The sequence below is a fragment of the Streptomyces sp. NPDC101219 genome, assembly GCF_044767675.1.
GTDB lineage: Bacteria > Actinomycetota > Actinomycetes > Streptomycetales > Streptomycetaceae > Streptomyces.
In genome coordinates this window covers 317,110-329,136 of record NZ_JBIWOK010000003.1, presented here as the reverse complement: position 1 = coordinate 329,136, position 12,027 = coordinate 317,110, and the positions used below count along the sequence as shown (strand labels likewise).

Below are 12,027 nucleotides of genomic sequence, written 5' to 3'. Positions count from 1 at the left end.
GGGAACGCCGTAGGAAACGGCTGGGGGAACGTGGAAGGAAAAAGGGTGTCGTCGGGGAGCGACTCGTCCACCGGGCTTCAGGGCACCGGGACGGCCGCGGGGCGGTGCCGTCGGACGACGGCGGAAAGATGGGGAGGGGGCCTCACACCTGCTGCGGTGGGACGGCCCGGGTGAACTCCTCGGAACGACTCGGACGGAGTGGGTCTGGGGTCGGGGTCACTGGCGACGACTCAGGGAGCGCGCAGCTCCTCCACGGTCACGGCCGTGCCCGGCAGGGGACTGGGCGCGGGCGCCCGCATCCCGTCCAGGAACAGCTGCAGATGGCGGTGGACGAAACGGTCGGCATGCATACAGGCCGTACCGGCCGGGGGCCGGCTCAACTGCGCGATGCCGACCAGCAGATCGCCGAACTCCACGTCCGCACGGAGCTGCCCGGCCGCCTTGGCGCGGTCCATGAGCTGTGCGACGAGGTCCTCGACGCGGCGGCGCGCGTCCTCCAGGTCGGGGTGGTGCTGGTCGAAGGTGCTCGAGATGACCGGGCACAGCGCACTGATCCGCTCGTCGGCGGAGGTGTGCGCGAAACGCTCCAGTGCCTCGAAGGCATCCCCGGTCTCGGCGAGCATCTGCTCGGCCGCCTGCGCCGTACGGTCCATCACGGAGCAGACGACCTCGCGCACGAGCGCGTCGCGGTCGGGGAAGTTGCGGTACACCGTGGCGTTGCCGACGCCGGCCCGGCGGGCGACGTCGTCGAGCGGCACGTCCGCACCGAACTCGACGAGCATCTCCCGGGCGGCGGCGACGATCCGCTCCCGGTTGCGCACGGCGTCGGCACGCGGCCTGGGCACCTTGCGCTGCACTGGGTGGGCGGTCTGCACGATGTACTCCTGACAGTCGGGTCCGGCGTCACGATCCGGGGAGTGACTCCCCGTTTCACGCGAACACAGGTCTAAACGGGGAAACGCTCCCCGGTTATTTCCCGCCCGGGAACTCTTTTTCTGTGACCTGACTCACATTGCCGTGCCATGCCCCCGCACTCCCCCGAATGGCCCCCTTGGCACCCCCTGACCTCGAAAAACACACAATCGGCCCTGCCGACGGGCGCCCGCGCACCCCACGACGCAGGGTGATCGGGAGGGTGCAGTCGGAAACCGGCGGCTGCCATGTGGAACGGAGGTCCTGCATGCAGCCGCAGCCGAGCAGCCGACGTATATCGCCGCGCCGCCTGGCCGCCCTGGCATCCGTCACCGCCCTGACCCTCGCCGTCGGCACCTCGGCCGGCAACGGCAGCCTCTCCCCCGGCACCTCCGGCGCGGGCGCCGGACCGAGCGCCCCCTCCCCCTCCTCCGCCCACGGCCCGTGCCTGATCAGCAGCGCCGGCGCCGTCCAGATGTCCGAGGGCATGCCGACGGGCCCCGGATACGCCCGCTCCACCGGCACCGTCCGCGCCCTCACCCTGATGATCGACTTCTCCGACGCCGTCGGTGAGGGAGACGCCCTGGACCGCTACCGCGAGTTCTTCCCGCGCACCCAGGAATGGTTCCGCACCAGCTCCTACGGCCGCCTCGACTACCGCTCCGACATCCCCATCCCCGACTGGCTGCGCATGCCCAAGTCGTTCCGCGCCTACGGCATAGAACGCGGCGCCCCCTTCGACCCCGGGTACCGGCGGCTGGTGCGCGACATCGTCGAAGCGGCGGACCCCCGCGTGGACTTCAGGGCGTACGACATGGTGAACGTCCTGGTCACCCCGAACGCCGGCCCCTCCGCCCTGGACACCGTCCTGTCCGTGACCTTCGCCGGCAACACCGAGGCCCCCACCGCCGACGGCGTCCCCGTCGCCAACGCCTCCTTCGTCTACTCCCGCCAGGACGACGGCTCCGGCTCCTACGACAGCACCGGGTACCGGGTCCTGCCCCACGAGAACGGCCACGTCTTCGGCCTGCCCGACCTCTACACCGCCGAGGGCGGCGGCGCCGTCGGCCACTGGGACATCATGAGCGAGGACTGGGGCGCCAACAACGACCTGCTCGCCTGGCACAAGTGGAAACTCGGCTGGCTGGACACCGACCAGGTGCACTGCGCGGCGGCCCCCGGCACCCGGGACTACACCCTCACCCCTCTCGCCGACACCGGCGGCCCGAAACTCGCCTTCCTCCCCCTCGACGAACAGTCCGGCTACGCCGTCGAGGTCCGCACCCAGGCCGGCAACGACGAGGCCGTCTGCCGCCCCGGCGTCCTCATCTACAAGGTCGACGCCGACGTGGACACCGGCATGGGCCCCATCACCGTCTACGACTCCCGCCGCGACAGCGGAGGCTGCACCCGCAGCCCCAACGTCCACGCCGAACTCTCCGACGCCCCCTTCACCCCCGGCGAGAGCTTCGTCGACCGCCACGAAGGCATCCGCATCACCGTCGTCGAGGCCACCCGAGCCGACGCCTCCGACGACTCCGGCAGCGGCACCCCCACCTACCGCATCCGCGTCACCCGCGGCTGACCTCGGCCCCGGCTCCGACAAGAACCAGCCGCGCCGCTCCCGGAACCTCCGCGGGCGCCGGTCGCAGCCCCCGCCCCGGGCCCCGACCGGCCCACCCGCCGACTCCGATCCGGTACCCTGACGCCTGTGGTCCCGCGGGACCACAGGGCCGACGCACACGGCCCGGATGCCTTCGTAGCTCAGGGGATAGAGCACCGCTCTCCTAAAGCGGGTGTCGCAGGTTCGAATCCTGCCGGGGGCACACGGCACAGGGCCGGTTCGAAAGGCTTGATCCCTCGAACCGGCCCTGCTGCGTGATCACATCCGTGCCCCGGTGCGCTCCCACCGCACCAGTGCCCCGCCGTCAGCCTCCGTGGGGCACCCTCGGGCGGGTGACCGGCACGACGGTGAGGAGGTCGTCCAGCCCTTTGAAGTCTTCGGGGTTGGTGGTGAAGAGGGGAAGGTTCTCCGCCACTGCGATGGCAGCGATCATCAGGTCGGCCACCCGGCGGCGTGGCTTGCGGCCGGCGCTGATCACTGCGGCACAGATACGGCCGTAGATGCGGGCCGCTTCGGCATCGAAGGGGATGGGGTCGAATTCGTTCTCGGCGCGCTGCAGGACGTCGAGCCTACGGGCGCGTTCGGCGTGTTCGTCGTAGCTGCTCTGTTCGTCGTTGCGACGGACCTCGTGCGGACCGGCGGACAACTCGGCCAGGGTGATGGCGGTGATCGCCATTTCGTCCGGTAGCTCCTCGGGTGCCACCCAGCGGCGCAGAATCATGATGTTGGTGTCGAGGAGGCCCTGGTGATGCGTCGAGCGGTCAGCGGTCATAGGGATCGTCCGGGTAGGTGTCGGCCGTGGCGTCCTGATCGGCGCGGAACCTGTCAAGGTCGATGCCGGGAGCGGTCCTGGACATCGCGGCGAACTCCTGGCGGGAGACGAACCGGCGGCGTCCACGCAGCGGGACGAGCTGTCCGATCGGATGTCCGTCGCGGGTGACGGTGAACGACTGACCGCCCTGTATGGCATCCATGATCTCTCGGGACCGGCTGCGTAGATCCCGTTGGGTGATTTCGGGCTGAACGCTCATACCAACCAAGGTAGCACCGGGTGCTACCAGGTGACACATGATGCCCGAAGGCTTGCGCCGACAGAGCTCCGGGCCATAGGGCTCTGGCTCCGCTTCACGCACCCAAGGAGCGCACGAGCGAGCACGGGAGAATCGCCCTTCTGTCGAGAGTGGTCACGCCTCTGCGGAGCCCAGGGCGGATTCCGCGTCGTGGCCGCCCCAACTGCCGGGGGTGCGCCACAGGACCTGAACCCCGAAGACACCGAACACGGTGTCGGCCGACCAGTCCTCGGCGGGCGGTTCGGAGAGCACCAGGTAGAGGCGGTCGGCAGGAGCGGGCAGGGTGTGATTGATCTCCAGGAGACGGGTGGCTCCAGCGCGGAGGTCGGCGTAGGTGGAGCGGCCGGCACCGAGGACCTCGTAGAGGAAGTGCCCGTCGTCCGCGATCCGGCTGACGTCGACGACCGGGGAGTCGGTCGGCTGCAGGTCCTCCCAGAGCAGGGCGGCCTTGAGAGCGTGCCGTACCGCCTCGTGCTTTCTGCACGTGCGGTCGGCGGTCGCCGCGCTCTCCAGCGAGTGCAGAAGCCCCTGCGCTGGCGCGGGCGTGGCGGGCAGGTCGGCGGGGGTCACGGGCTCGGTTTCCTTCTGCTCGGACTGCTGTTCAGCGGTGGAGGGTGCGTCGTGGGTTTCGGGTTCGCCGGTGGCGACACGGCGCTGGAGCGCCTCCCGGGCTTCGCACAGGGCCTGGGCCCAGCCGGCGCGTGCCAGGTCCGTCCGGAGGCGGTTCAGGTCCAGGTCGCCGTCCTTGAGCATGCGGTTGGTGTGTGCCGCGAGGTCGCGCAGGAGGCTGAGGCGGTGCTTGTCCGGGAATCCGAGCACGCGACGCACGTCCACCCAGTCCGCCTGGTCGCGGCGGAGGACGCGGTTGGCCATGCCCTTGAGCTCGGACAGACGATCACGGGCGTTCTCCGGAACGCTTCCGTCACCGTTGGTCAGTTCGTCGAGAACGCTGAGCGCCGCCAGGTAGCGTTCCGCCATTCTCGGCGAGATGGGCTGGCGGCCACGCCGGTCCGCGGTGAGCAGGCAGTGGTTCGTCTCGTGAGCGAACACCCAGCAGTCCAGTACCGCGCCAGGGCGCGGGGGTACCGAGCCGTGGCGGACGGTCAGGACCAGAGGGACGTCGAACGCGGGCGACAGGGCCTTGACCCGGTACCGGCCACCGGGTGCCCGGCCGGTCACCCGGACTCGGACGTCTGTACCGATGTCGGGGACGTCAGCGTCTGCCATGTCTGGTTCGCCTTCGGTGGGTGCTGGTTCGGTACCGCCGCCGTCAGTGTTCGTGAGGGCCTCCGGGAGCGGGGACGTGTGCAGGACGGTCAGGCTCTGGGTGCTGCGGGTGAGCGCGACGTACAGCTGGCGCAGTCCGGCCGGGCCCCGGTCGGCGATGACGGCGGGTTCGACGACGAGGACGTGGTCGTACTCCATGCCCTTGGCCTGGGCGGCGGCCAGCACGGACACCGTCTCCCGTCCCTGCTCGGTGATGCCCTCGGCCAGGTCCAGCTGGCGGCTGATCTCGTCGAGCCAGCCGGAGTCGTCGGGGACGATGACCGCCACGGAGCGCAGGGTGTGTCCGTCGCTGGTGCCGACGAGACGGGTGGCATGGGCCACGGTGTCGTCGAGGAGCTTCCACGGCTCCGTCGCGACCGTCCGTACGGCCTCCTCTCCTGCCGCACGCACGGCCTGCGGGTACGTCAGCGTGGGGGCGACGGTACGGGCCAGCGGGGCGACGAACTCCATGATCTCGGCGGGCACGCGGTAGCTCGTGTTCAACTCGGCCACGCGCCAGTCGCCGTGGTCGGACAGGAGGGTGCCGAGGCGGTCCCAGTCGGTGTGGGTGTGGGGGCCGGTGGCCTGGGCGAGGTCGCCGAGGACGGTCATGGAGCCCTGCGCGGCGGAGCGCCGGCGCAGGGAGCGGGCCTGCATGGGCGTCAGGTCCTGTGCCTCGTCGACCACGATGTGCCCGTACCGCTGCGGGGTCTCCCCGGTGATGAGGTACCGCAGTTCCTCGAGGCAGACCCGGTCGTCGAGCGTCCAGGGATCGGCGTCAGCCGTGTCGGCTCGAGGGCGACGCAGAGCGGCCTGCTCCGCGGCCTCGAGAATGCCCTCGGCGCAGGTGCGCAGGAGGTCTTCGGAGTCGTAGAGGGTGCGGAGGGCTTCCCTGGCGCCGGGCGAAGGCCAGACACGTTCGATGAGGCGCTCGACCTGGCGGTTGCGTTCCAGGTCGCGGCGGATCGTGTCGTCGCGGCTGCGGCGAGGGGCGACGGCGACGAGTTCCCGCAGCAAGCGGTCGACGAGCAGCCCGCGGAAGCGGTCGCGGCGCTCACGGTAGGAGCCGTCGCCTTGGCGCACGTCTTCGAGGAGCGAAAGCATCTCGGAGCGCGCGACGCGCAGGGTCGTGCTGCCGACGGTGACGGTGAGCTCCGGTTCGGCACCCTCGTAAGAGGCAGTGGTGGTGAACTCGTCGACGGCCTCGGGACGGCACTCGATCTCGACGCGCCGCCGCAGGACGGCGGCCATGCGTTCGTCGGACTTCACCATCCGCGCCGCGGGGGTGTCGGTGCCGAGGATCTCGCCGTCCCACAGGCGCGTCACCTGTACGGCGTTGACGTTCCGGGTGCCGAGCGTCGGCAGCACCTGGCTCACGTACTCCAGGAACCGCTGATGGGGGCCGACGACGAGGACGTCCTGGGCTTTGAAGTGCCCGTTGTTGACGAGCCAGGTCACGCGGTGCAGGCCGACCGCCGACTTGCCGGTACCCGGGCCGCCCTGCACCACGAGGATGTCGGAGGGCGAGCCGGTGACCAGGGCCATCTGGTCGCGGCGGATGGTCTCGACGATGTCCCTCATGCTGCCGCTGCGCGAACGCTGAAGCTCGCGCAGGAGGAAGTCGTCGGGCTGTGGGGGCCTTTGGCGATGGAGGCGGGTGACGTCGGCGGGGGTGAGCGCGCGCGGCGGTGTCCCGTGCTGCCGCTGTGCATCGGTGGCCGGGTCCGCCGACGATGACGCCGGATCGGCGTCGTCCGCGGCCGGCCGCGGGGCAGGGACGGCGACGGAGATGTCGTCGGCATAGCCCTCGACGACGCGCTGCGCGCAGTGCAGCCGCCGCCGCAGCACCACCTCTCCCGGAGCGTCCGGCAGCGCGTCGAGCCACTGCTTCGCGAGCGCGTTGGTCCACTCCACGACGACGGTGTCGCGGGTGCGGACGTCGGACACGGCACGCCGGCCGATGTAAAAGGTCTCGGGCTCCCCACCGGGGCCCTCCTGCACGTCCACGCGGCTGATGACCAGCGATGCGTTGCCGAGACCCCCGTACGCCGCGGCTTGCTCCTCGGCCGCGAGACGGTTGGCGACACTGTCCTTGCCGCTCGCGGAGGCCAGGGCGACCGAGCCCCCGGTCATTTCGGCCAGCCGCGCGGCATAGCAGTCGTAGGCACGGTCCACCGCCTTCTGCTCGACGGCGATGATCTCTTCGCGCGTGGTGGTGCCCATGTACATGTCCCCTCCCCTTGCAGCACCCGGAGGACGCTGCGACGGGCATACGCCCGGCCCCCGTCGAAATAACTATCAGAGACCTGCCGGTAACAAACAGTCAGATGGTCAACGTCCCGACCAGCTCGCCGACCTCCGCCCGCCAGGCGCGAACCTGGTCGTGCGCGGGGCCGATCTCGTACTGGTGGTAGTGGCATCCCAGGCAGAGATGCGACCAGACGACGTTGGTGCCGCGAGCGGTCTCCACCGCGGTGTAGCAGTGGAGGCACGGCATCTTTGCCCGCATCCTGGTGTCGGCGAGTCCTGGCACCGCGGCGTCGAGCACACGGTCGATGGAGAGCTCCAGGGCGGTCCGCAGAGCGAGGGAGGCTCCACGGTGCCGGCCGGCAGCCGTGGCCCCCGTACGGGCGACAGGCAGCTGATCGGCCGTCAGCAGGAGCTCCTCGACCGAGGTGGCGGGAGTGCTCATCACACGGTCACCCCCGGCTTGCGCACCTTCTGCGCCATGATCTCGATGTCGTCCACGAAGCGGTGGGGATCGGTGATCTGCGCTCCCGTGGCGTGGGCGCCGTTCTGGCACTCCTTGAGGAGGTCCACCGCACGCGGTCCGCACAGGGTGCGCAGTTCCCGGTAGACGTCGCCGGTCCGGCCGGCGTCGCCGAACAGGGCCAGCGCCGCGACCTTCATGAGCTTGTCGGCGCTGCCGACGGCGGCCTGCAGCTCGTCCTCGGGCGCGCCGGAGCGGTGATGCCGGATCCAGGCGGCTTCGAGGAAGGCGTTCTCCTTGGCGAAACGACACAGGCCGGGCAGCACGTGGGTCCGTGCCGCTGACGGCAGATAACTGGTACTGGCGAGGGCCCGCGCGTCGTCCAGTGCCTGCCGTACCGGGTCTGTCACCGGCTTGACCTTCACCTTGGACGACTCGGCACGCTCGACCTCGAAGACCGTCACGGGCAGATCCTGGCTGGTGAACGCCCGCTGGAGCCGGGTGTCGTGGGTGAACACGACAACCTGTCGGTGCTCGCCGAGCTCGTGCAGGACCTGGGCGAGTCCGTTGACCTTGGCGGGGTCCATGGACTGCACGGGGTCGTCGATGACGATGAAGCCGAACGGGCTGTCGGCGGTGGCGGCCCGAGGCAGGAACAGGGACAGGGCGAGGGAGTGCTGCTCACCCTGACTCATGACGCCGAGAGCCGAGGCCTCCTGGCCGTCGACGGTGACATCCATGACGAGCTTGCGGACGTCGGCCTTCTCACTGCCCTTCAGGCTCACGGCCTTGAGATCGATGTTGCTCTCCTGGCGGAGCCGCTCCCAGATGAGCTGCGACTGGTCGGCGAAGCCTTCCATGCGCTGTTCCCGCAACTCGGCGGCCAGCGCCTTGATCCAGGCTCTCGCAACGAGGGTGGTGGGCAGGGTTGCCGTCGCCGTCCTGGCCAAAGACGTGAAGTAGCGGCGCCGCATCGGCCCGACCGGGCTTGGCTATGCCGAGGGGGCGGGAGTTTCGGGCGAGGGCGGCAGGGTGTCGGCGACGAACCAACCCCGCTGGGGCACGGCGTACACCCAGCCTTCGTCGGCCAGCAGGCCGAGCCCCCGCCGCACGGTCGTACGCGCGATCCCGTAACGCTGCACAAGCTGAGCCTCACTTGGCAGCATCCGCCCGGGCTGCCAGTCACCGCGCTGAATCTGCCCACGCAGGATCTCGGCCAGTTGTCGGTACGGGGTCAGCGGCGCGCCATGGTCGATCTCAGCATCAGGGTCCATGGACTTGACGCTAGGCAAGCCGACTGATGCACGCTCTTTGAGATACGTCTCGCGACGTATCGATACAAGGCGATACAATGACCCAAAGAAACGCCCCGACTGGAAGGGTGAGAGCTTCCATGCCGGGGCTGAGCCGACTGACAAGGAGTCGACCTATGCGCAGCCTACTGGCCGCGATTCTGGCCCTGTTCCTGCCGGCCCGGGGTGCCCATCGCGCCGCAGCGCCGCCGCCACTGCCCCCCATCTCCTGCCCGCCCGCTCCGGAACCCCCGCCCGCGATCACGTGTCCGCATCCGGCGGACGTCATCACCGCCGACGGCATGCCCCTGGTCCGGCCGTACGTCGTCGAATGGGAACGCGAGCGGGACGAACGTGACAGGCGCCGTCTTCAGCGCGAGCGGCGCCGGGCGGCGGTCCTGGCGACGCTGGGGCAGGACTACGTTCGGGTTCCGTGGCAGGTCGCCGTATGAGCACGAGCACGCCGCGTCTGCGCAGTCTCGGCTTCGACCCAGTCACCGGCAAGGATGCTCTGGCGGTCACCCACCCCGGCGGCCGTCTTGAGGAGCTGGCCGACGCGCAGGCCCTGAAGGCCGCCGCAGTCCTGGTGACGGTCGTCGGCGCCGTGCTGGAGGTGGAGAAGGCGTCGGACGCCGAGCTCGCCGCCTTCGTCACGCCGTTGCATGCCGCGCTCGAGGAATGCGTCGGCATCATGGCGGCCGACAGGGACAGGGAGTGACGGCGTAGGGCATTCCACCGTGAGACCGGTGGGTCAGCGGTGCCGGGGTTCGTCCCGGGTGCCGCTGACCCGCCTCCACCGCTGCTCCTTGACCTCAGGTCGGTATCCGGTCGTCACCCTTCTCGCACGCGTGGCGCTCGGCTGCCCGCCTCACTCCCGGATGAGACCGCGATGATCCGCCCAGGGTCACGGTGCGACTGCTCGTGCGAGGAGCGTTCCGATGTGCCCGGGATGCGGGGCATCGAGTATCCGGGCATCGGCTGTGCGGAACCCAGCCCGAGAGAGCAGGCGCTCCCATACCGCCGGGCGGTAGCTGTAGCGGTAGGTGAACATCGCCTTTCCGGCGAAGCCTCCCTTGTACATGCCCTGCGGCCCGTACGCGCCGGGGATGGCCGGAGGCTGGGAGAAGACCATGACGCCACCGGGCTTGAGCCTCTGTCGGACGAGCGGGAGGAGACGGCCCGGGTCGGTGAACCAGACGGCTCCGAAGATCGAGTAGATCGCGTCGTACACCTCCTCGTGCTCGCTCAGATACTCCAGGACCTCCGAGCACACGAACTCCGCGCCGGTCCCGGCCCACTTCGTGGTGGTCTTCCTGACCATGACGGGAGACAGGTCGACGCCCCGAGCGGTGATGCCACGTTCAGCGAGGTAGGCGAGGGCGCGGCCGGTGCCGCTGCCGATCTCCAGGGCGGAACGCGGGTTACCCAGTAGCTCTGGTCCGGGTCCGTGACCGGCGTACTGGGTCCAGCAGAAGCTCGGCTCCGCGTCGTCCTTGAAGGCGGAAGCGGCGTAGGTGTCCCACAGCTCCGTCTCGGCGGCGATGTCGTGTTGTGCGGGCAAGGCGATTCCTCTTCGCAAGGGGCGGCCCCTGTCCTCCCGTGGGCCGAGGACAGGGACCCGAGTTCGACGCCCTCGCCGACGCCTACGCCCGTATCGCCGGGCCGACCGGCGAGCAGGCCCGCGCCTGCCGCGCCCAGGCGGCCCGCTGCCGCGCCGAACTCGGCCAGGTCACCGACGCGCTCGCCGCGCTCCAGGGCGTGCTGAACGTCGTGCGGGCCGTCGACAGCGACGTGAGCGAGGAAGCCGTGGAGCTGCGGCACAACATCGGGATGCTGCTGCTGGCCCAGGGCCGGACCGCCGAGGCGCGGCAGGTCCTCGAACCACTCCATCAGGACATGTGCATGGTGTTCGGCCCGGAGGACGAGATGACCGTCGAGATCGCCGAGGCGCTCGCCGTGATCCGCCTCGACCTCGACGGTTCGGCTTCCTGACCCGCTTCCTCCAGAAGCAGCATCGCCAGAGCCATGCTGCTCTGCGACCGAGGATTTCGCGACGGTCACGTCGCCGGATGGTTCAGCGCTCACCGGTGTGGCCGCCAGGCCAGTGGTGCCGGTGCCGTCGGGGATCAGCCCGCCGTGCGAACCACGACGTCAAATCCAAGGTCGCTCAACAGCTTGGCTGCATGGTCCTTGCCGCCGGAGAACTCGTCGCGTCGCAGAGGGTCCCGTCCGGGCAGATAGCCGTGTGCCGCCCCGACGATGGCCTTCGAGTCGTACTCCTTGCCGTCGATCTCGAGCAGGTAGCTGCGCGACGGTCCGAACCCGTATCGCTCCAGGAACGCGTCCCGGCCGAGCCGGTCGTACTCCGCAACGGCCTGCAGAACCGCAGATCGAGTGATTTCGTTCAGCGTCATGATGGGAAGGTAGACGAAGCCACCGACATGTGGGGCCGTGACGTATGGGAAGAGTCTCCGGTGGGCGTCGTCGGGTCGTGGGCGCGGGCTCCGCCGGAGGAGACGGCAGCCAGGCTCATGGCACGCGGGACGGGCGGAGGACGTCGGTGCAACAGCATTGGCCGGAAGGGTCGCACGCCGATCCTGATGCGGCGAGAGAGCGCTACAACGCGGACGTGCGGGCATCGCATAGCGCCATGCGAAACCTGTTCCGCGTGGAATTGCCCGTTGCGCACTGGGGCTTGGTGATCGTGGTCATCGCAAGCGTGTTCGTGGGAGTGGTCTGGTCACCCCGGACAGGCGCGATCATCGGAGGGGCCTTCGCTGCTCTGTTCGTTGCCGCTCTCTGCGTGGCGCTTCTGGCAGGGAGCCGAGGGCGGGACGCAGTGCGCGCCGTATACAAGTTCACGTCCGGTTGGGCGAACTGGGTCTAGCCCTGGAGCCCTCTCGTACCGGGCCATGCACCTTTCGCGACTCCGCGTGCGCATACACAGCTACCGCCGTGATCACGGACACGGCAGTGCAGATCGCGATCGGCTCGTCGTGGCCACGGCGCAGACGGACAAGGCAACGCCAACAACTCTCGCACCGTGGGGTTCACATGGATCGACGGCACACCTGAGCCGAGTACCTGGCCGGCACCCGCCGGCTGTGGCGGTGTCGGTCCCCGTTCCCGGCCGATCGGGGGAACGCAGGGCGC

12 protein-coding genes, 1 tRNA gene and 1 pseudogene are annotated in these 12,027 nt (G+C 69.8%); 5 read left to right on the top strand and 9 right to left on the bottom strand.

What is annotated here, in order from left to right; all coding sequences use genetic code 11:
- Positions 1-230: 230 nt before the first annotated feature.
- On the bottom strand, positions 231-875 hold the full coding sequence (locus ACIRPP_RS07690) for a TetR/AcrR family transcriptional regulator (RefSeq protein WP_403638842.1): 645 nt from the start codon (positions 873-875) through the stop codon (positions 231-233).
- A 305-nt stretch (positions 876-1,180) separates the two neighbouring features.
- Between ACIRPP_RS07690 and ACIRPP_RS07685 the strand changes: the two genes are divergently transcribed.
- Both ACIRPP_RS07685 and ACIRPP_RS07680 read left to right on the top strand, forming a co-directional pair.
- Complete coding sequence (locus tag ACIRPP_RS07685) at positions 1,181-2,497, top strand: M6 family metalloprotease domain-containing protein (RefSeq protein ID WP_403638840.1); 1,317 nt, start codon at positions 1,181-1,183, stop codon at positions 2,495-2,497.
- A 168-nt stretch (positions 2,498-2,665) separates the two neighbouring features.
- A tRNA-Arg gene (locus ACIRPP_RS07680) sits at positions 2,666-2,738 on the top strand.
- A gap of 102 nt (positions 2,739-2,840) precedes the next feature.
- Here the strand turns inward: ACIRPP_RS07680 and ACIRPP_RS07675 are convergent.
- The 6 genes from ACIRPP_RS07675 to ACIRPP_RS07650 form a co-directional block, all read right to left on the bottom strand.
- Positions 2,841-3,308, bottom strand: a complete 468-nt coding sequence (locus tag ACIRPP_RS07675) for a type II toxin-antitoxin system VapC family toxin (protein ID WP_403638838.1) — start codon at positions 3,306-3,308, stop codon at positions 2,841-2,843.
- Positions 3,298-3,567 (bottom strand): type II toxin-antitoxin system Phd/YefM family antitoxin, encoded by a 270-nt coding sequence (locus ACIRPP_RS07670; RefSeq protein WP_403638836.1) that lies wholly within the window; start codon positions 3,565-3,567, stop codon positions 3,298-3,300. The genes ACIRPP_RS07675 and ACIRPP_RS07670 overlap by 11 nt, the downstream gene beginning before the upstream one ends.
- A gap of 153 nt (positions 3,568-3,720) precedes the next feature.
- On the bottom strand, positions 3,721-7,095 hold the full coding sequence (locus ACIRPP_RS07665) for a HelD family protein (protein ID WP_403638834.1): 3,375 nt from the start codon (positions 7,093-7,095) through the stop codon (positions 3,721-3,723).
- A 100-nt stretch (positions 7,096-7,195) separates the two neighbouring features.
- A complete protein-coding gene (locus ACIRPP_RS07660) occupies positions 7,196-7,564 on the bottom strand; it encodes a hypothetical protein (RefSeq protein WP_403638832.1) in 369 nt (122 codons plus the stop codon).
- Positions 7,564-8,556 (bottom strand): AAA family ATPase, encoded by a 993-nt coding sequence (locus tag ACIRPP_RS07655; protein ID WP_403638830.1) that lies wholly within the window; start codon positions 8,554-8,556, stop codon positions 7,564-7,566. The genes ACIRPP_RS07660 and ACIRPP_RS07655 overlap by 1 nt, the downstream gene beginning before the upstream one ends.
- 18 nt (positions 8,557-8,574) lie before the next feature.
- Entirely contained in the window at positions 8,575-8,856 is a 282-nt protein-coding gene (locus tag ACIRPP_RS07650; RefSeq protein WP_403638829.1) for a GntR family transcriptional regulator, read from the bottom strand.
- A 155-nt stretch (positions 8,857-9,011) separates the two neighbouring features.
- On the opposite strand from ACIRPP_RS07650, the gene ACIRPP_RS07645 reads away from it, so the two are divergent.
- Positions 9,012-9,326: a hypothetical protein gene (locus ACIRPP_RS07645; protein ID WP_403638827.1), complete on the top strand. Its 315-nt coding sequence runs from the start codon at positions 9,012-9,014 to the stop codon at positions 9,324-9,326.
- A complete protein-coding gene (locus ACIRPP_RS07640; RefSeq protein ID WP_403638825.1) occupies positions 9,323-9,592 on the top strand; it encodes a hypothetical protein in 270 nt (89 codons plus the stop codon). Before ACIRPP_RS07645 ends, ACIRPP_RS07640 begins: the two co-directional genes overlap by 4 nt.
- A gap of 186 nt (positions 9,593-9,778) precedes the next feature.
- On the opposite strand, the gene ACIRPP_RS07635 is transcribed toward ACIRPP_RS07640, so the two are convergent.
- Complete coding sequence (locus ACIRPP_RS07635) at positions 9,779-10,435, bottom strand: class I SAM-dependent methyltransferase (RefSeq protein ID WP_403638823.1); 657 nt, start codon at positions 10,433-10,435, stop codon at positions 9,779-9,781.
- Positions 10,436-10,491: 56 nt separating this feature from the next.
- On the opposite strand from ACIRPP_RS07635, the pseudogene ACIRPP_RS07630 reads away from it, so the two are divergent.
- A pseudogene (locus tag ACIRPP_RS07630) lies at positions 10,492-10,866 on the top strand (tetratricopeptide repeat protein); the annotation flags it as partial.
- 134 nt (positions 10,867-11,000) lie between these two features.
- Here the strand turns inward: ACIRPP_RS07630 and ACIRPP_RS07625 are convergent.
- Positions 11,001-11,288: a hypothetical protein gene (locus tag ACIRPP_RS07625; RefSeq protein ID WP_403638821.1), complete on the bottom strand. Its 288-nt coding sequence runs from the start codon at positions 11,286-11,288 to the stop codon at positions 11,001-11,003.
- Positions 11,289-12,027: the final 739 nt, after the last annotated feature.